We start from the raw sequence: 18,253 nt of genomic DNA on the forward strand, positions 1-18,253 counted from the left end.
CGGGTCGTGGAGCGTATGTGCTCCACGACCCGGACCCGGGCGTCGTCAGCCGATGCGGATGTAGGTCGGGCTGCTCTGCCAGATCGCCGTGTAGCGGACCGACTTGCCGGGGCTCGGAGCCTCGATCTGCATTCCGTCGCCCGCGTAGATCCCGATGTGACCGGGAGACCAGATCAGGTCTCCTGGCTGTGCGGCGGAGGCGGGCACCGGCGTGCCGGCGTACTGCTGCTCGGACGAGGTCCGCGGCAGGTCGATGCCGATCTGCTGGAACACGTACCAGGTGAATCCGGAGCAGTCGAAGCCGCTGGGCGTGGTCCCTCCCCAGAGGTAGGGAACTCCCAGGTAGCGCATGGCGACCTCGACGACCGCCGATCCTGCGGCGGATGGCGGCAGGTCAGCGGCCGTCGGTGTCGGTGCGGCAGGGGATGCCGTCGGAACGGCAGCCGGTTCCGGCTCCGGTTCCGGTTCCGGTTCCGGCGCCGGGGTGACGGCGACCGTGATCGACGCCGCCTCGACATCCAGCTTCGCGCCGGAGGGAACGGCGACCGCGGGACCGCTGCGCAATGCCTCGGCCGCCTGTGCCGACAGGGCGTCCAGGTCGAGTGCCATCGCCGGACTCTCGGTGTTGCCCGTGTCGGCGCCGGCGGGTGACGCCAGCGTCGACAGGAACGCCCCCGAGGCGGCGAGCGCGAGGACTCCCCTGCGTACCGGGGAGCTGAGTGTCGTGGTCAGGGCCTGCGCGGTGGCGGCAGCGCGGTCGGCCGGGCGGTGCGCCGCCCGGTGCCGCCCGGTCACGGGCCGGTGGCGCTGGAGGTCGCTCATCGCGCCTCCCTCGTCAGGCGGCGCGCCGTGGTCGGCACGGCTGCGTGGGCAGCACTGAAGGACTGTGCGTTCACTGGGAAACCTTCCGGTTGACGGATGCATCTCGGGGCAACCCCGCATCCGACGACGGATGCGGGTGGTGGCGGTGCCACGGGCACGCCACCCGAGAGGCATCTACGTCCGGCTGATCCCCAGGGCCACGAGTGAGGGCCTACGGGCCTGGCCGTTCGGGTCGCCCGCCGGCGCGGCCGGGTCGAGGGCCGTGCGAAGAGGCGGCAGGATCCACTGGAGAGCACGCGAAGGTGCCGCCACCGTCAGGAGCACCACGAGCGCGACGGCGCACGTCATCGCCACGGCGTCGTGCTCGTGGAGGCCGCACTCCTGACACGAGCCTCCGTCAGCGGCGCCACCCGCTGCGTTGTTCTCGGCGAGTGAGTGCACGACGGCCGCAGGCCCGACATGGGAGGTGGCGGATCCGCTCGTCGTGTGCATGACCAGCACTCCGAGCGCGACCGTGAACGAGGCCAGCATCGCCACGACGGCCCAGCGCCGCGCGGCGAGGGCGTTGCGGAGGAGGCTGGTCACGCCGTGCACCCTACCGACCAAGCGATGCCGCCGTCGATCCCAGGCTGTCGTCGATCCCAGACCGGCCGCGAGCAGGCCGGCCGGGCCTGCTCACGCCCCGGCGACAGCCTCCCGACCCGCCCGCGCTACCTGCCCCGCCCGGTGCATGGCGCGGGACCACCCCGCCGATGTGCTACCAGTAGGTGGGCGGTGCCGGTCGTGGCCCGCCGGCATCGACGTGAGGGCCAGGACCATGACGGATCAGCGGGCGGACCGCAGCACGCCCTTCGACGCCTCCGGCGACGCTCTCTCCGACGTGCTGGAGCTGATCCGCCTGCGTGGCGACGACCTGGCGGTGGTGCGTTCCGGCGACAGGTTCGAGGCCCGGCACCACACCGGCGAGCGGATGCTGCACATCGTCGAGCAGGGCCCCGTCCAGCTGGACGTCGAGGGCGAGGGGGAACTGCCCCGGCTCGAACGGGGGGACCTGGTGCTGCTCGCGACAGGCGCCACCCACCGGATGCGGGTGCCCGACGGCGGAGCGTGGATGAGCGGTCGGTTCCTGGTCGAGGAGAATACGGCAGCTCCACTGCTGGCAGTGCTGCCCCCGGCCGTCGTGATCCGCGGCTCGGACGAAGGGCTCGAATGGCTGCCCCTCACCGCGGGCGTACTCGCGGCCGAGAGCGCCGAGCCGACGGCCGGATCACGGGCCATGGTGTCGCGGCTCCTGGACCTGCTGTTCATCCTCGCCCTGCGCACCTGGGCGGAGCTCGACGACGCACCCCACCCCGGGTGGCTGACGGCAGCGCTCGACCGTCAGCTCGGGCCCGCGCTGACGGCCATGCACCGGCACCCCGAGCGGCCGTGGACCGTGGAGGCGCTCGCGGCACGCGCGTCCCTGTCGAGGGCGGCCTTCGCGGCGCGGTTCGTCCGGCTGGTGGGTGAACCGCCGGCCCGCCACCTCGCGCGGTTGCGTCTGGCGCGTGCGGCAGACCTGCTGGCCACCACCTCGGATCCGGTCGGAGCCGTCGGCAGGACGGTGGGATTCACCTCGGAGGCGGCGTTCTCCCGCGCGTTCGCTCGCGAGCACGGCACGCCGCCGAGGGAGTGGCGGGCGGCCGGCACACCCTTCCCGAGCGTTTGAGCAAAGAAGAGCAGCGTTCTCGTCATTCTTCCTTTCCCGTCGTCCAGATAGCGTGCTTGGCGTGCCGGCAAACGGCAGCAGCGTCGACGAGATCGGACGATCAGATGGAAAAGGCAGCGGCGGACACGGTCGTACTGATCCACGGGCTCTTCATGACACCACTGTCGTGGGAGCACTGGGTCACCCACTACGAGCGCAGGGGCCTGAGGGTCCTCACCCCTGGATACCCGGGCATCGAACCGGGAGAGGCCGGTGTGGCGGCGCTGCGGCGCGACGGGTCGCCGCTGGCGGGCCTGGGTGTGCGGGAGGTCTTCGACCACCTCGCCTCCGTGATCGGCACGCTCGACGCGCGGCCGATCATCATGGGCCACTCGTTCGGTGGGCTGTTCGCGCAACTGCTTCTCGACGCCGGCTACGGCAGCGCCGGGGTGTCGATCAACGGAGCGGCGGTGAAAGGGGTCAAGGCGCTGCCGCTCAGCGAGATCAGGGCGACCTTCCCCGTGCTGAGGAATCCCGCGAACAGGAGCCGGGCCGTACCGATGACGGAGAAGGAGTTCCGCTACGCCTTCACCAACAACCTGACGGTCGCGGAGTCGAAGGCGGTCTACGACCGCTACCACGTTCCCGCGCCCGGACGCTTCATGTTCCAGGGCGGCCTCGCCAACCTCACCCCGAACGCGCCGACCACGTACGACTTCGCCAACGGCGACCGCGCACCGCTGCTGTTCGTCGCGGGCGGCAACGACCACATCCTTCCGCCCGTCGTGCAACGGGAGAACTACGGCAGGAACGCCAGGCAGTCATCGGCGATCACCGCCTACACGCTGTTCGACGGCCGCAGCCACTACACCTGCGGCGAACCCGGATGGGAAGAGGTGGCCGACGCCGCCCTGGACTGGGCACTCGCGCCGACACCCGGAGAACTCGGCCGGGGGTGACTCCGGCGCGGCGGGGCATCGGACCGCGCACGCCGGCGGTCAGGAGCCCTGACCGAATCCGGTCCGGTGCATCACGCCCCACACCTGGCGCTCGCCGCGCAGGCTGGACCACCAGCCCTGCAGGCGCCACCAGACCGTGAGCTGCCGGTATCCCAGGTTCTCCAGCACGGCGGCCGCCATCATGACGGCCAGGTCACGCCAGCGCTCGTACCGGTGGAAGGCCCACTCGTCCACTGCCATGGCACACAGTGCGACGAAGATCGCATAGCCGTAGGCGACGATCAGGAACATCAGGAAGAACGGGACGTCGACCGTGCCGACGGCGAGGCCTGCCGCGACCACCACCAGGCCCAGTGCTTCGAGGAAGGGGGCGAAGAGCTCGAAGGCCCAGGCATAGGGCAGGGCGAGGAGCCCGATCCGTCCGTAGCGCGGGCGCAGGAGCATGCCCCGGTACGCCCCACAACGTCTCCCACAGGCCGCGGTGCCATCGGCGGCGCTGCCGTCCCAGGACCGCCGGGGACTCGGGAACCTCGGTCCAGGCCACGGGCTCGGCGATGAAGGCGAGCCGGTAGTCCCGGCCCTGATCTCGCAGGTGGCGGTGCAGCCGGACGATGAGCTCGAAGTCCTCCCCGATGCTGTGCCGGTCCAGCCCGCCGACCTCGACGACCAGATCGCGGCGGAACAGCCCGAACGCGCCGCTGATCAGAACCAGACAGCCCAGGCGCGACCAGCCCGCGCGCCCGAGCAGGAACGCGCGCAGGTACTCGACCAGCTGAAAGCGTGACAGCCATGGGCGCGGTGCCCGGACCTGGGTCACGCGACCTGCTTGGATGCGGCTGCCGTTGACCGGGCGGATGGAGCCGCCGGTGGCGACGGTCCGGGTCGGGTCGTCGGAGAAGGGGCGAGCGACCCGGAGCAGGGCGTCGGGCTCCAGCACCGAGTCGGCGTCGATGATGGCGACCAGGGGTTCGGTCGCGGCGTTGACGCCGGTGTTGACGGCCTCGGTCTTGCCCGAGTTGTCCTTGCTGACCACCACGAGCCGGGTGTGCCCGTCCCGCGGGACCAGGACCTGGTGCACCGTGGCGTGGACCGGGACGTCCTGCGGCACGGCGCGCGGGATCGGGACGAGGTCGAAGGCCTCGGTGAGCCGGGACAGCGTCGCGTCGGTGCTGCCGTCGTCGACCACGACGACCTCATGACGGGGATAGCGCAGCGTCAGCAGCGCCTTGACCGCCGTGACGACCCCTTCCTGCTCGTTGTGCGCGGGCACGATCACCGACACCCCCGGCACGGGCGCGCCACCGACGCCGGCGAGGCCGGCCGACCCCCGGTTCTTCTGGCTGTGGACCTCGACGGCGGCGAGGACCACGGTCAGCAGGTACGACGTGTTGATCACGGCGAAGTAGAGCAGAACGGGCACGGCTGCGGCATCCAGCAGTCCCACCGCGAGCTCCCGGACCGTGTCCAGGAGACCGGTGGTGCTCACCCGATCGCTCCGTGCAGCCGCGCCATGACGATGGCCGCCTCCAGGGGGTGTCCCCGTCGCGGGTCCTGATCCCGGACGCCGCGCGCGGCGGCGAGGTCATGGACGGTTTGCGGGCTGAGCCGGAGCATCGCGGCGGCCGCCAGTTCGGCGAGCCGGGGGTCCGGATCGTCGAGCAGGGTCGTCAGGGCCGGCAGGCCGGCCGGCTCACCGAGCTCGCCCAGCGCGGTGGCGCACGTCCGGCGCAGCGGCAGGGGCGCGTCGGCCTGGGTGTGCCGGCCCAGGGCGGCGACGTCGTCGCGGCCGCCGATCATGCCGAGCGCCTCGGCGCATGCCGTGCGGGTGGTCAGGTCGTGGTCATCCGCGAGCAGCGCGCGCAGCCGAGGGCGTGAGCGGACGAAGGACCCGGCACCGCTGACCCGTGCGGCGACGGTCCTGCTCCGGGGATCCGGGTCGGCCAGTCCGGCCCTGAGCGCGTCGGCGATCTCCACACCCATGCTCAGGAGTGCCGCGGCGGCGATGCCGGCGGGGACCCCCGGGTCCGTGGCGCCCACGGCGCGCAGAACGGGCCTCGCCCCGGCCGCGTCGCCGATCATGCCGAGCGCGTGGGCCGCGTGCGCGCGCACCTCGCCGGCCTTGTCCCCGAGCGCTGCGACGAGGTGTGGCACGGCACGTGACTGCCGGCACATGCCGAGCAGGTGCGCGGCGCGAGCCCGTCTGCCACGTGCGGGGCGCGACAGGTCGGACAGGGCCTCGGCGACCTTCCCACGGTCCACGAGCAGCCGGACGAGCGCCTCGGCCGGCGCGCCGCGGATCTTCCCGAGCAGTCCCACTATCGCGTCGTCGACCACCGCGGCGGCGATGCCGGTGGCACCGGCGAGACGGCGCATGCTCGCGTCGTCGTGATCCTCTCCCGCGCTCACGACGATCAGGTCCTGCCGGTAGGGCGCCAGCAGGTTCGCCCGGCGCCGTGCCTGCACCTCCCGACCGGTCTTGACGGCCACGACGAGCAGGACCATCGTGGCGCAGAGCACCCCGGTGACGGCGAGAGCGGTGATCAGCACCGGTAGGGGGATGGCCGGCGTGGTCATGGAGTGCGAGCCAGGATCCCGGTGACCCGGTGCAGCAGCTCGCGAGGGCTGAAGGGTTTGATCACGTAGTCGGTGGCGCCGATGGCGAAGCCGAGGTCGACGTCGGCGTCCCGCGACCGGGCGCTCAGCAGCAGCACGGGCACCGTGGAGCGGGCGCTCTCACGGATCTTGCGCAGCACGTCGATCCCCGACAGCCCGGGCATCATGACATCGAGTACCGCCAGGTGCGGGGGAGCGGCCTGGAAGGCCTCCCATGCGGCCGACCCGGTGTCCACGGTCCTGACCTCGTAGCCTGCCTGGCCCAGCTTGAAGGCGACGAGGTCGCTGATGTCGTGGTCGTCCTCGGCGACGAGGATCCGCGCACCGGGGCGTCCGTTCATGTACCTCTGCGTATCATCAACGTCAGTCCGCCGCGACCTCACTCATGCCCACGAACTCGCCGTGCCAGGAGTGGTACCACACCGCGCCCGTGTAGGCGTTCACCGAGAGCATCCCGGTGATCCGGCCCGCCTCCTCGGTGTGCAGCGTGTAGTAGCCGGGGAACGTCTCGGGGTCGCCGGCGGACAGGGCGCCGTCCCGCGCGGCCAGCCAGTCGTCCGCCAGTTGGCGTGCCTGCTCGGGTGAGATCTCGGTGGGACGGGCGGACGCCACGGCATGCGGCCCGTATCCGGTGTTCCACATCATCGCGGGCCCGTACTCGATGCGGACGTCGCCCTCGCCGGGGTCGATCAGGACCTCGGTCGCCCCGTCGCCGTCGGGGGTGCGCAGCTCGGCGTAGAAGCCGTTGTCGAACTGCATCACCTCGGCCACCTCCAGGTCGAGCCGGTCGGCGTAGCGCTGCGCCGCGGTACCGGCCTCGTCGAGGGTCGTGACCGGGCCTGTCCCGGACAGCTCGTAGGCTCCGCCCATGGAGCCGAAGCCGCCCATCATCGGGCCGCCGTCCATCATGTCGTAGTCGTCCTCGATCCGGCTGCCGTTGACCGACCAGGAGCGGTCCATCATGCCGCCGGATCCCCAGGACGCGAACGCCGACCACGCGGCGGTGCCGAGCAGCGCGAGCAGTGCCACCACGATCACCACGACGAGCCCGGTACGGCGCCCGGCCGTCGGTGCGTGGCCCGACCCCGCGCGGGACGTGGCCAGCTGGTCACGAAGCCTCCGGTACTCCTCGGTGTCGATCTCCCCGGCGGCGAGCCTCCGGTCCAGGATCTCCTGTGGTGCCTCGGCGGAGCCGGGCTGCCCGCTCCCGTCGCCCGAGGACTGCACCAGCCGGGTCACCGCCCACGCGATCAGGGCGATCAGGGCGATCCACCACACCCCGACGAAGATCCAGCCGGCCCCCATACCTGCCCCGAAACCCATCATGCCCGTGCCTCCCTCGGCCGGCGCCTCGTTGGCCGGCCATGACGTCGGTGCCAGGCTCTCGTCATATACGCCCTGGGGGTAGGGGCCTTCGTCCCGGTTCCCCGGGCCACAGGTCGCCGCCGGCCCGAGAGGGCGACTGCGTGGTTCCGGCAAGAGGCCTGGCAGGGGGTTGGAACTCACGGGAGTCGCGTCGCGGGGACGTGCCGTGCCCGGTGTCGGGCACAATACCGCCAGGGGGTATGATCTCCACCCGTGTCCGGCTCTCAGACAGACAAGTCCACCGCCAGTGTTCCAGGGCTGACGGCGTGCAGCCTCTGTGCCGGCGAGACCCTCGGCGGGCACGATCCCGCGCCAGGAGGGCAGCGCGGCCGGCTGGAGCGGCTGGATGTCGAAGGGGTTGCCCGGCTGACCCTGTCGGAATGCCTGGACGAGTGCGAGCGTGGCGACGTGGTCGTGGCGCGCCCGAGCGCGGCCGGCCGTGCGGTGCGGGGCCGGCCGGTGTGGTTCGAGCGGCTCGCGGGGGACGAGCAGACCGGTGTCCTGCGTACCTGGCTCGTGGAGGGCGGGCCGGGTGTCGCCGCGGTGCCTCGGCCGCTGATGCCCCTGGTCATCGAGCGCCGGGTCACCGACGCGGCCGAGTAGGCCGGGAGTTTCGCGGGCGCGTCCGCGGGCTGCCGGCCGATCCCGCCAGGACTCCGGCGGACGCGGCGCGCTCGTCCGTCGCGGGTGCCCGCCGCCGCGCGGTGGTGCACGATGCGCCTATGGCGTACGACGACGAACTTGCCGCGCGGATCCGGGACGTGGTGGCCGAGCATGCCGACTCCCGGGAGATCCGGATGTTCGGCGGCGTCTGCTGGACCGTCGCGGGTCACATGGCTGTGGGGGTCGTCGACGACGATCTGATGGTGCACGTGGGAACGGACGGAGTCGGCTCTGCGCTCGACCGGGGCGCGCGCCGCGCCACGATGGGGGAGCGGACCATGGGCGGCGTCGTCCTCGTGGGGAGTTCGGAGCTTCCCGACAGGGCCTCGCTGGACTCCTGGATCGGCCCGGCCGTGGAGCGAGCCCGTGCGAAGCCCCCGAAGCCTCCGAAGCCCCCGAGGGCGGCGAGGTAGCGGCGTCGCGCCAGGCCGCGCCGGGGAGGGATCCGCAGCTCTGATCCCGGGGCGCCGGGAGCGACGGTGTTCCTCAATCCTCGAACACGCTGTAGCGTCTGGAGCCCGGACCTGCGCGGTCACGCGTCGCCGGGCTGCCACCCAGCCGCCTTCCCGAGGAGTTGACGTGTCGTCCGACGAGTTGCCGCAGGAGTTCCAGATCGACGTGCCGGACGAGATGGAGACGGGTGTCCCGGCCGACTTCGCGTCGGTGTGGCACACGCCGACGTCGTTCGTGCTGGATTTCATCGCGGTGAAGCAGCCGCCGACCCCGCAGAACGACCCCGAGACGGGCGAGGTGCGCAACGTCGTCGTCCCCGGGAAGGTCGCCTCGCGGGTGCGGATCCCGCCGCAGCAGGTGTTCGAACTGGCGAAGGCTCTGACCATGCAGCTCGACGCGTGGGAGAAGGAGACATCTGGAGCGAAGCGGCCGAGGGATGAATAGTTCGTTCGGAGTCCGTCGAGATCCTATTGGATGCCGACTCAGGTAAAGCGCAGTAATTCAGCCGAAGAAAATTGTCTTCACCTGTTCCGTTCGCAAAGAGCGCAGCGTAGGATGCCGGATATCGCCACGCTGGTGTGGCGGTATCCAGGGTCGATCGGGGGGTCGATCGGCCACGGAAAGCCGGTGAGACTCCGGCATGCGCGTGAACAGGGGCGATGAGCAAGTGAAAGATCTGAACCAACTATCGGGAGCCGGGTCGATCCTTGTCGAGGAAAAGGCTGAGGCGACCGTCGTGAAGATGTCCGGCGAGATCGATATCTCGCTGCGGAGCCAGACCGGGGCGGCACTACGGCAAGTACTGGATCGGTGCCGTCCCGTCGTCGTCGACACGTCCGGCGTGACGTTCATGGACTCGACGGGTGCCGCCTTCCTGGCGCAGCTGCGCATGTTCGGGTCCGAGGACGGGATCTGCGTCAGCCTCGCCGAACAGTCGATGGTGGTGCGCAACCTGCTCGAGATGCTCGGGGTGGACGCGATGTTCCGCGACACCGCGATGCGGTCGGCCGCGGCCGGGGTCGCACCCCGGGTCTGAGCTTCCGGGGTCCGGCCCGCCGTGGCGCCGGGCCGGCCCGCCCTGTCCGGCGGCCTGTGCCCGCGGACCACGAGGGCCCGCGGGCCGGTGACTCGTGGTCAGACGCCCGCGGCGGCGGAACCCTCCGCCGCGAGGGCCGCTGCGCCGACGATCCCCGCGGCGTTCCGCAGCTGTGCGGCGACGACCGGCGCGCGCAGGTGCAGCTTCGGCAGGAACTTCTCGTGCTTCTTGCTGACGCCTCCACCGATGACGATCAGGTCGGGGGAGAGCAGGTCCTCGACCGCGCCGAAGTAGCGCTGGAGCCGTTCCGCCCACTCGTCCCAGGACAGGTCCTCACGGTCACGTGCGGACTCGGCGGCGCGCTTCTCCGCGTCGTGCCCGTCGATCTCGAGGTGGCCGAGCTCGGTGTTGGGCAGCAGCACGCCGTCCACGAACAGCGCGGAGCCGATGCCGGTGCCCAGGGTGCTGACCAGGACCACTCCCTCGGCCTCGCGGGCCGCACCGAACCGCAGCTCGGCCACACCGGCGGCATCGGCGTCGTTCACGGCGACGGTGTGCCGTCCGGTGACGCGGTGCACCAGTGCGGGCAGGTCCACGCCGGTCCAGGACTCGTCGAGGTTCGCGATCGAGCGCACCACGCCGTGATGGATCGGCGCGGGGAAGGCGACTCCGACGGGCGCGTCGTGGGGCAGGTCGTAGGACTCGACGAGTTCGCGGAGCACCTCGGCCACCGCGTCCGGGGTGGACGGTTCGGGCGTCGGGATCCGGGTGCGCTCCTCGGCGAACTCGCCGATCTTCAGGTCGACGGGGGCACCCTTGATACCCGAACCGCCGACGTCGATGCCGAACGCGATCTTCTTGCTCATGCTCCTGGTGCTTCCTCGGTGGCGTCGTTGTGTCAGGATCGTCTCATGAGCGGTGGGGAGAAGTACTGGTACAACACGAAGACGGGCGAGGTCGAGAAGGGGCACCGCTCGTCCTGGACGCACCTGCTGGGCCCCTATACGACCCGTGAGGAAGCGGAGCAGGCGCTCGCGCGCGCCCGGTCCCGCAACGAGGAGTGGAACGCTCAGGACGACGCCGACTGATGGCGTTGTCCCGCCCGCCGGGAACGGCACGAGTGGGAGCGGGAACGCACCCGATCAATGCGCGTGCCGCTCCCGGCGGACGTGGAAAAGGACACTATTCAAGGAATGAGTGTGCCTCGTCAGGGAATGTTCCCTTCTTCACATCTGTGATGTATTCCTCCGCGGCCCCCTGGAGTGCCTGGCCCAGTTCCGCATAGCGCTTCGCGAACCGCGGCGTCCAGTCCGTCATCCCCGCCATGTCGGTCCAGACCAGCACCTGCCCGTCGCACTGCGCCCCCGCGCCGATCCCGATCGTGGGAATGCGCAGGACCTCCGTGATCCGCGCGGCCACGTCCACGGGCACCATCTCCAGGACGACGGCGACGGCGCCGGCCTCCTGCACGGCCAGGGCGTCGTCGGCGAGCACCTCGGCGGCTTCGTCCCCACGCCCCTGCACACGATGTCCCCCGAGCGCGTGCTCCGACTGCGGGGTGAACCCGAGGTGCGCCACCACCGGGATGCCGGCGTCGGTCAGTGCGCGGATCTGTGCCGCCACCCGGGTGCCGCCCTCCAGCTTCACCGCGGCGACGCCGGTCTCCTTCATCATCCGCACCCCGGTCGCGAGCGCCTGGACGGGCCCGGCCTCGTAGGACCCGAACGGCAGGTCCACCACCACCAGCGCGCGCTTCGCGGCGGCCGCCACGGCGCGGGCCGGCGGGATCAGATCGTCCACCGTGACCGGGAGCGTGGTGGTGTGCCCGTGCATGACGTTGCCGATGGAATCACCGACGAGGAGCATGTCGACTCCTGCCGCGTCCAGCAGCGTGCCGGTGACGGCGTCGTACGCCGTGAGCATGGTGATCTTCTCGCCGCGCTCCTTTGCGGCGGCGAGGTGGTGCACGCGCACCTGCTTGGCCGACGCAGGCGTCGGCTTGGTGTGGGCTGACATGCCTTGACCGTACACGCACCAGTAACACGGATGGGGCAAGATGGGGCCCATGGACAGGCAGCAAGAGTTCGTGCTCCGCACGGTCGAGGAGCGTGACATCCGGTTCATCCGGCTCTGGTTCACGGACGTGCTCGGCGTGCTCAAGTCGGTCGCGGTGGCCCCGGCCGAACTGGAGTCGGCATTCAGCGAGGGCATCGGGTTCGACGGTTCGGCCATCGAAGGCCTCACACGGGTCTACGAGGCCGACATGGTCGCGCGCCCCGACCCCACCACCTTCCAGGTGCTGCCGTGGCGAGGTGAGCGGCACGGCACGGGCAGGATGTTCTGCGACATCCTGACGCCGGACGGTGAACCCTCGCTGGCCGACTCCCGCAACGTGCTCAAGCGCCAGCTCGCTCGGTCGGCCGAGGAGGGCTTCACCTTCTACACCCATCCGGAGGTGGAGTTCTACCTGTTCAACCAGCCCAAGGCGGCCGGTGAACCGCTCGTCCCCGTCGACGACGGCGGCTACTTCGACCACCTCGCCCGCGGCTCCACGCACGACTTCCGCCGTGCCGCGATCACCATGCTGGAGTCGATGGGCATCTCGGTGGAGTTCTCCCACCACGAGACCGGCCCCGGGCAGAACGAGATCGACCTGCGCTACGCCGACGCCCTGACCACTGCGGACAACCTCATGACCTTCCGCACCGTGGTCAAGGAGGTCGCCCTCGAGCAGGGCGTGTACGCCTCCTTCATGCCCAAGCCCCTGGCGCAGCACCCCGGCAGCGGCATGCACACGCACATGTCGCTCTTCGAGGACGACCGCAACGCCTTCCACGAGCCCGGCGCCCAGTTCGAGCTGTCCAAGACCGCCCGCCAGTTCATCTCCGGACTGATGGTGCACGCCGGCGAGATCACGGCCATCACCAACCAGCACGTGAACTCCTACAAGCGGCTGTGGGGCGGCCAGGAGGCGCCGTCGTACATCTCCTGGGGCCACAACAACCGGTCCGCGCTCGTGCGCGTGCCGATGTACAAGCCGGGCAAGGGCAACTCCTCCCGCGTGGAGTACCGCGCCCTGGACTCGGCGGCGAACCCGTACCTTGCCTTCGCCGTGCTGCTCGCGGCCGGCATGAAGGGCATCGAGGAGGGCTACGACCTCATCGAGCACACCGAGGACGCCGTCTGGGACCTCACCTCCGCCGAGCGCCGCTCCCTCGGGATCAAGCCGCTCCCGCGCAACCTGTCCGAGGCGATCGAGGCGATGGAGCAGTCCGAGCTCGTGGCCGAGACCCTCGGCGAGCACGTCTTCCAGTACGTGCTGAGCAACAAGCGCCAGGAGTGGGACGCCTACAGCGCGCAGGTGACACCGTTCGAGCTCGAGCGGTTCCTGCAGGTTCTGTGACCTCCTGCCGGGTCGCGTGGGTGACACCCATCCACGCGACCCCTAACCTCGGACTGTGACCAGCCGCCGTCCCCAGACGCTGACCACCCACCTCATCCGGGCGGGCTTCGCCGACCTCACCAGGTCCGCGACGCTCTGGAACGACCCCGATCTCGTCGCCGTGCGTGACGGGCAGCCCGACGAGTCCCGCGCCGGCGGGCCGGACGGCAACGGCGTCGTCCTCGGCGACCGCGCCGGCGCGCTCCTCGCCCGGATCGGCGACACCGCCGACCCCGACCTCGCGCTCCTGCAGCTCACCCGCCTCGCCGGCGCGTCACCCGACGCCCTGCGCAAGGTCCTGTCCGACGACGGCGGCCCGGGCGCCCCGGTGGAGCCCGGCATCCCACCGGTGCCCACCCCTGCCCGCCGGCTGCTGCGGGTGCTCGGCGCCTCGTCGGCACTCGGCGACGAGCTCGTGCGACGACCGGACCTGCTGGACGTGGTCACCGACCTGGCTCCGGGCACCCAGGTACCCACGGAGGCCGTCCGCGCCGAACTGCTGCGCGCCGTGGACGCCGACCCCGAGGCCGACGTACCGGTCGCAGGTCAGACGGCCACCGGCCTCCCCGGAGCGGGCACGGCGGAACCTGCCCCGCACCCCGACGGCCCCGGGACCCCCGCCGCGGGCGGCCCTCTCGCCTCCCGGCACGCACCCGCAGCCCGACCCGCGTCGCCGTCGTACACCGACCTGCTGCGGCGCGCCTACCGGGCGAGGCTGCTGCGGATCGTCGCGACCGACGTCACCGCACCCGTCGCCACGGCCGTGATGCCCGCGGTCGGGGCGGCGCTCGCGGACCTGGCAGGGGCGGCGCTCGAGGCGGCGCTTGCCGTGGCGCGGTCGCAGACCCCGGGGCACGAGGTGGTGCGGCTGACCGTCGTCGGGATGGGCAAGACGGGCGGGCGGGAGCTGAACTACGTCTCGGACGTCGACGTCATCTACGTGGCCGAGCCCGCGGCGGGGCCGGGCGGCGCACCGGCGAGCGAGGAGGACGCGCTGCGGATCGGCACGCGACTGGCGACGGCGCTGGCGCGGGCGTGCTCGGGCACGTCGGACGAGCCGCGTCTGTGGGAGGTGGATGCGGCGCTGCGGCCCGAGGGCAAGCAGGGGCCGCTGGTGCGCACCCTGGCCAGCCATGTCGCCTACTACGAGCGCTGGGCGTCCACCTGGGAGTTCCAGGCGCTGCTCAAGGCGCGCCCGGTGGCGGGGGACCAGGCTCTCGGCGAGGCGTACGTCGCGGCGCTGTCGCCGATGGTATGGCAGGCGGCCTCGCGGGAGAACTTCGTCGAGGACGCCCGCGCCATGCGCAAGCGGGTCGAAGGACATGTACCGGCCACCGAGGCGCCGCGGCAGATCAAGCTGGGGCGCGGCGGGCTGCGCGACGTCGAGTTCACCGTGCAGCTCCTGCAGCTCGTGCACGGGCGGACCGACGAGTCGATCCGCTCGGCCACGACGCTGGACGCGCTCGCGGCGCTGGCGGCCGGTGGCTACGTCGGCCGGGCGGAGAGCGGGCAGATGGCCGAGTGCTATGCGTTCCTCCGGTCGCTGGAGCACCGCATCCAGATGTTCCGGCTGCGACGCACGCACCTGCTTCCGGAGGAGGACGCCGACCTGCGGCGTCTCGCCCGCGGGCTCGGCATCCCCGGCGCGGAGGAGCTGACCCGGCGCTGGAAGGCGGTCCGCCGCGAGGTGCGGGACCTGCACGAGGCCGTGTTCTACCGGCCGCTGCTTCCGGCCACGGCAGGGCTGAGCGAGGACGAGATCTCCCTGGCGCCCGAGGCGGCCATGGCGCGGTTCGCGGCGATCGGCTACCGGAACCCGGCCGGTGCGATGCGGCACGTGGAGGCGCTGACGGAGGGGGTGTCACGGCGGGCGGCGATCCAACGGCAGCTCCTGCCGGTGCTGCTCGGCTGGTTCGCCGACGGGGCCGACCCCGACGCGGGCCTGCTGGCCTTCCGGACGGTCTCCGACGTGCTCGGGTCGACGCACTGGTACCTGCGGCTGCTGCGGGACTCGGAGGTGGCGGCCGAGCGGCTGGCGCAGGTGCTGTCCAGCTCCTCCTACCTGGCGGACGCGCTGGCGCGGTCGCCCGAGTCCGTGAAGTGGCTCGGCAAGCCCGAGGCGCTGGTACCGCTCGGGGCCGAGCGGCTGGCGGCCGAGATGGACGCGGTGCTGGGGCGGGCGGAGGATCCCGGACCCGCGGCACAGGCCCTGCGGGCGCTGCGGCGCCGGGAACTGGCACGAACCGGCGTGGCGGAGGTGCTCGGCGAGCTGGGGCCGGTCAGCGCGGCACGGGCGATCTCCGACGCGGCCGACGTCGTGCTCGGGGGTGCGCTGCGCGTCGCGCGGGCCGCGGCGCGCGAGGCGGAAGGGATCTCCGCCGACGCCGAGCCCGCGATCCTCGTGGTGGTCGCGATGGGGCGGCTCGGAGGGCAGGAGATGGGCTACGGGTCCGATGCCGACGTGATGTTCGTGCACTCCCCGGCCTCCGGTGCGGGGGAACGCGAGGCGGGCGAGTTCGCGCTCGCGGTGGCTCGGGAACTGCGGCGGCTGCTGAGCGCCGTGGGGCCGGAGCCGTCGCTGCCGGTCGATGCCGACCTGCGGCCGGAGGGGCGCAGCGGGCCTCTGGTGCGCTCGTTCGCGTCGTACCAGGAGTACTACGAGCGGTGGTCCTCGCCGTGGGAGGCGCAGGCGCTGCTGCGGGCACGACCCCTGGGGAAGTGGGCGCCGGCCGGAGGCGCGAGCGGGCCGGAGGCCTGGCTGGCCGACCGGTTCACCGCGCTGATCGACCCGCTGCGCTACCCGGACGGAGGGCTGGGGGACGACGTCGTGCGCGAGGTGCGGCGCATCAAGGCCCGCGTGGAGGCCGAGCGGCTGCCGCGCGGCGCCGATCCCGCCCGGCACCTGAAGCTGGGGCGCGGGGGAGTGTCCGACGTCGAGTGGACGGTGCAGCTCCTGCAGCTGCAGCATGCCCACGAGGTGCCCGGCCTGCGGACCACCGGGACGATCCCCGCGCTGTACGCGGCGCGGGACGCGGGGCTGATGTCCGACCAGGACGCGGCGGAGCTGCGGGAGGCGTGGTTCCTCGCCTCGCGGCTGCGGTCCGCGATCGTGCTGTGGTCGGGGAAGACGACCGGGGCGCAGGTGGACAGGCTGCCGTACGCGACGCAGGACCTGGCCGGCGTGGCACGCCTGCTGGGTGACGTGGGCACGGGCCCGGAGCTGGAGGAGCTGTACCTGCGCACTGCCCGCCATGCCCGGGCGGTGATGGAACGCCTCTTCTACGGCGAGGAATAGGGCAGACCTGGCCGCGCCCGGTGAACCGCAGCCCCCGGGCGAGTGGCCCGGCCGGTGGGTCAGCCGCTGTGGGCCCAGCCGGTCCAGCCGGTGACACGGATCCGGATGAGGGGGCCGAGCGGCGGGTCCGCGGCATAGTGCGGGTAGCGGTCGGCCAGCGCCGCGACGGCCGTCCGGCGCGTCGGTTCGTCGTCGACGACGTCGGCCGTTCCGTCGGCCCGTACCCACCACAGGCGGTCCCAGTCGTCCGAGTAGTGGTCGCAGAGGACGGCGACTCGCGGGTTCTGAGCGATGTTCCGCAGGCGCCGCAGCGCGGTCGTGGTCTTCGGCTTCTGGTCGACGCCGGTCACGATGTGGTCGCCGAGAAGGGCGAACGTGACCGGGACGATGTGCGGTGCCAGGTCGCTGCCGGTGGTGGCGAGGTAGGCGGACCTCGCCGCGCGCAGCCGTTCCCGGCAGGTCGTGCTGTCGAGCCTCATGCCGCCACTGTAGGGAGGCGGTCCAGCGGCCGTGCGGGATCGGTCACGCTGTTCTCCGGGGTGCGGCCCGACTACCAAGAAGAGTTAACGAGAACGTCATCTCTATTCTGCTGAGTCTCACTAAAGTAGGAGATATGCGGCAGACGAGAGGGCGCTCAGCCCTGTCCACGGTCCTGGCACTCTCCTTCTCCCTGGCGCTCGCCGGGTTCGTGCCCGTCGGCGTCGCGCCGCCGAGCAGCGCGGCCACGCCGATCGGCGTCGCCCAGGCGCGGGCCACCCAGGACGGCTCGACCGCGACGGTGCGGGGGTACGTCGTCGGGCAGCCCGTCTCGTCCGACACCGTGGTCACGAGCGGCTTCCCCACGGACTATGCGCTGGCCCTGGCGGACGCCGCGGGCGAGACCGACACCGGGAAGATGCTCTACGTCCAGATTCCCAGCAGCTTCCGTGCCGACTTCGGCCTGGCCTCCAACCCCGGCAGGATGGGCCAGCTCCTGGACGTGACCGGGACGCTGACGGCCTACTTCGCGCGCCCGGGACTGAAGAGCGGCACGGCGTTCACCGTGGTCGACGCCGGTGGGGGCGGTGGCGGCGGTGGCGGCACCGACCCGGGCGGCAGCGAGCCGGCCGGCTACTACGACGCCGCCGACGGCCTGACCGGGAGCGCCCTGAAGTCCGCCCTGCACGGGATCATCGACGACCACACCGAGATCAGCTACTCGACCGTGTGGACCGCCCTGCGGGAGACCGACGAGGACCCGAACAACTCGGGCAACGTCATCGAGCTGTACTCGGGCCGCTCCATCTCCAAGTACGACAACGGGGGCAGCGTCGGCGACTGGAACCGGGAGCACACCTGGGCCAAGAGCCACGGCGACTTCGGCACGGCCGCCGGGCCGGGCACGGACCTGCACCACCTGCGCCCCACCGACGTGCAGGTGAACTCGACCCGCAGCAACAAGGACTTCGACGAGGGTGGGTCGTCCGTCTCGGGATGCAGCGGCTGCTACACGGACTCGAACTCGTTCGAGCCGCCGGACCGGGTCAAGGGCGACGTCGCGCGCATGCTCTTCTACATGGCCGTGCGGTACGAGGGGGTCGACGGTCCGGACCTCGAGCTGAACGACTACGTCGACAACGGCTCCGCGCCGCGGCACGGGCGGATCTCGCAGCTGCTCGCCTGGAACGCGGCCGACCCGGTCTCGGACACCGAGCGTCGCCGCAACGAGATCATCTACACCGACTGGCAGGGCAACCGGAACCCGTTCATCGACCACCCGGAGTGGGCCGAGCTGATCTGGTGATGCGGCGGAGGTTCCCGTCCCGGGACAGTGTTCCGGGGCGGGAACTCCGTGCCTGTCGGTACGGGCGGCTCGGTGCGGGCGGTTCGGTGCCGACGGCGGGGGAGCCGGGCTTCACAGCGGGCCGAAGGCGTCGCG

20 protein-coding genes are annotated in these 18,253 nt (G+C 71.9%); 10 read left to right on the forward strand and 10 right to left on the reverse strand.

Annotation, left to right across the window (positions count from 1 at the left end; genetic code table 11):
* Positions 1-45: 45 nt before the first annotated feature.
* Together HGK34_RS23180 and HGK34_RS08090 are read right to left on the reverse strand one after the other, a co-directional pair.
* The gene (locus tag HGK34_RS23180) at positions 46-822 is read right to left on the reverse strand and encodes a C40 family peptidase (protein WP_201846066.1); all 777 of its coding nucleotides are present in this window, start codon (positions 820-822) and stop codon (positions 46-48) included.
* Between the two features lie 174 nt (positions 823-996).
* Positions 997-1,407 carry a DUF6153 family protein gene (locus HGK34_RS08090; RefSeq protein WP_201846067.1) on the reverse strand — a complete coding sequence of 137 codons (411 nt, stop codon included), beginning with the start codon at positions 1,405-1,407 and terminating at the stop codon, positions 997-999.
* 232 nt (positions 1,408-1,639) lie between these two features.
* On the opposite strand from HGK34_RS08090, the gene HGK34_RS08095 reads away from it, so the two are divergent.
* Together HGK34_RS08095 and HGK34_RS08100 are read left to right on the forward strand one after the other, a co-directional pair.
* Positions 1,640-2,530 carry a cupin domain-containing protein gene (locus HGK34_RS08095; RefSeq protein WP_201846068.1) on the forward strand — a complete coding sequence of 297 codons (891 nt, stop codon included), beginning with the start codon at positions 1,640-1,642 and terminating at the stop codon, positions 2,528-2,530.
* 104 nt (positions 2,531-2,634) lie between these two features.
* Positions 2,635-3,468: an alpha/beta hydrolase gene (locus HGK34_RS08100; protein WP_201846069.1), complete on the forward strand. Its 834-nt coding sequence runs from the start codon at positions 2,635-2,637 to the stop codon at positions 3,466-3,468.
* Between the two features lie 39 nt (positions 3,469-3,507).
* Here HGK34_RS08100 and HGK34_RS22595 read toward each other — a convergent pair whose 3' ends face one another.
* From HGK34_RS22595 to HGK34_RS08120, 5 genes are read right to left on the reverse strand one after another with little or no spacing between them, the layout of a single operon-like run.
* Entirely contained in the window at positions 3,508-3,708 is a 201-nt protein-coding gene (locus HGK34_RS22595) for a hypothetical protein (RefSeq protein ID WP_244666536.1), read from the reverse strand.
* Positions 3,662-4,954: a glycosyltransferase family 2 protein gene (locus HGK34_RS08105; RefSeq protein WP_307815856.1), complete on the reverse strand. Its 1,293-nt coding sequence runs from the start codon at positions 4,952-4,954 to the stop codon at positions 3,662-3,664. Before HGK34_RS08105 ends, HGK34_RS22595 begins: the two co-directional genes overlap by 47 nt.
* Positions 4,951-6,042, reverse strand: coding sequence for a HEAT repeat domain-containing protein (locus HGK34_RS08110; protein ID WP_201846070.1), 1,092 nt, complete (start codon positions 6,040-6,042; stop codon positions 4,951-4,953). The genes HGK34_RS08105 and HGK34_RS08110 overlap by 4 nt, the downstream gene beginning before the upstream one ends.
* Positions 6,039-6,422, reverse strand: a complete 384-nt coding sequence (locus HGK34_RS08115) for a response regulator transcription factor (RefSeq protein ID WP_201846071.1) — start codon at positions 6,420-6,422, stop codon at positions 6,039-6,041. The genes HGK34_RS08110 and HGK34_RS08115 overlap by 4 nt, the downstream gene beginning before the upstream one ends.
* Positions 6,423-6,444: 22 nt before the next feature.
* Complete coding sequence (locus tag HGK34_RS08120) at positions 6,445-7,407, reverse strand: SHOCT domain-containing protein (RefSeq protein WP_201846072.1); 963 nt, start codon at positions 7,405-7,407, stop codon at positions 6,445-6,447.
* A gap of 252 nt (positions 7,408-7,659) precedes the next feature.
* Between HGK34_RS08120 and HGK34_RS08125 the strand changes: the two genes are divergently transcribed.
* The 4 genes from HGK34_RS08125 (at position 7,660) to HGK34_RS08140 (ending at position 9,598) form a co-directional block, all read left to right on the forward strand.
* Positions 7,660-8,049 (forward strand): hypothetical protein, encoded by a 390-nt coding sequence (locus HGK34_RS08125; RefSeq protein ID WP_201846073.1) that lies wholly within the window; start codon positions 7,660-7,662, stop codon positions 8,047-8,049.
* A gap of 119 nt (positions 8,050-8,168) precedes the next feature.
* Positions 8,169-8,522 carry a TfoX/Sxy family protein gene (locus tag HGK34_RS08130; protein WP_201846074.1) on the forward strand — a complete coding sequence of 118 codons (354 nt, stop codon included), beginning with the start codon at positions 8,169-8,171 and terminating at the stop codon, positions 8,520-8,522.
* 166 nt (positions 8,523-8,688) lie between these two features.
* On the forward strand, positions 8,689-9,006 hold the full coding sequence (locus HGK34_RS08135; protein ID WP_201846075.1) for a DUF3467 domain-containing protein: 318 nt from the start codon (positions 8,689-8,691) through the stop codon (positions 9,004-9,006).
* Positions 9,007-9,202: 196 nt separating this feature from the next.
* Positions 9,203-9,598: an STAS domain-containing protein gene (locus HGK34_RS08140; RefSeq protein ID WP_201846076.1), complete on the forward strand. Its 396-nt coding sequence runs from the start codon at positions 9,203-9,205 to the stop codon at positions 9,596-9,598.
* A 98-nt stretch (positions 9,599-9,696) separates the two neighbouring features.
* On the opposite strand, the gene ppgK is transcribed toward HGK34_RS08140, so the two are convergent.
* Positions 9,697-10,464 carry a polyphosphate--glucose phosphotransferase gene (ppgK, locus tag HGK34_RS08145; protein WP_201846077.1) on the reverse strand — a complete coding sequence of 256 codons (768 nt, stop codon included), beginning with the start codon at positions 10,462-10,464 and terminating at the stop codon, positions 9,697-9,699.
* A 45-nt stretch (positions 10,465-10,509) separates the two neighbouring features.
* Between ppgK and HGK34_RS08150 the strand changes: the two genes are divergently transcribed.
* Complete coding sequence (locus tag HGK34_RS08150) at positions 10,510-10,686, forward strand: SPOR domain-containing protein (protein WP_201846078.1); 177 nt, start codon at positions 10,510-10,512, stop codon at positions 10,684-10,686.
* Positions 10,687-10,780: 94 nt separating this feature from the next.
* On the opposite strand, the gene panB is transcribed toward HGK34_RS08150, so the two are convergent.
* Positions 10,781-11,614 (reverse strand): 3-methyl-2-oxobutanoate hydroxymethyltransferase, encoded by an 834-nt coding sequence (gene panB / locus HGK34_RS08155; RefSeq protein ID WP_201846079.1) that lies wholly within the window; start codon positions 11,612-11,614, stop codon positions 10,781-10,783.
* 49 nt (positions 11,615-11,663) lie between these two features.
* Here panB and glnA point away from each other — a divergent pair, with 49 nt between their 5' ends.
* Together glnA and HGK34_RS08165 are read left to right on the forward strand one after the other, a co-directional pair.
* Positions 11,664-13,001 (forward strand): type I glutamate--ammonia ligase, encoded by a 1,338-nt coding sequence (gene glnA / locus HGK34_RS08160; protein WP_201846080.1) that lies wholly within the window; start codon positions 11,664-11,666, stop codon positions 12,999-13,001.
* A 55-nt stretch (positions 13,002-13,056) separates the two neighbouring features.
* Positions 13,057-16,335 (forward strand): bifunctional [glutamine synthetase] adenylyltransferase/[glutamine synthetase]-adenylyl-L-tyrosine phosphorylase, encoded by a 3,279-nt coding sequence (locus HGK34_RS08165; protein ID WP_201846081.1) that lies wholly within the window; start codon positions 13,057-13,059, stop codon positions 16,333-16,335.
* Positions 16,336-16,394: 59 nt separating this feature from the next.
* On the opposite strand, the gene HGK34_RS08170 is transcribed toward HGK34_RS08165, so the two are convergent.
* Entirely contained in the window at positions 16,395-16,814 is a 420-nt protein-coding gene (locus HGK34_RS08170) for a TIGR03668 family PPOX class F420-dependent oxidoreductase (protein ID WP_201846082.1), read from the reverse strand.
* Between the two features lie 134 nt (positions 16,815-16,948).
* Here HGK34_RS08170 and HGK34_RS08175 point away from each other — a divergent pair, with 134 nt between their 5' ends.
* Positions 16,949-18,118, forward strand: a complete 1,170-nt coding sequence (locus HGK34_RS08175; protein WP_201846083.1) for an endonuclease — start codon at positions 16,949-16,951, stop codon at positions 18,116-18,118.
* The last annotated feature ends 135 nt before the right edge of the window (positions 18,119-18,253 follow it).

This window comes from Myceligenerans indicum, assembly GCF_016742955.1.
In the GTDB taxonomy this organism is placed as follows: domain Bacteria; phylum Actinomycetota; class Actinomycetes; order Actinomycetales; family Cellulomonadaceae; genus Myceligenerans; species Myceligenerans indicum.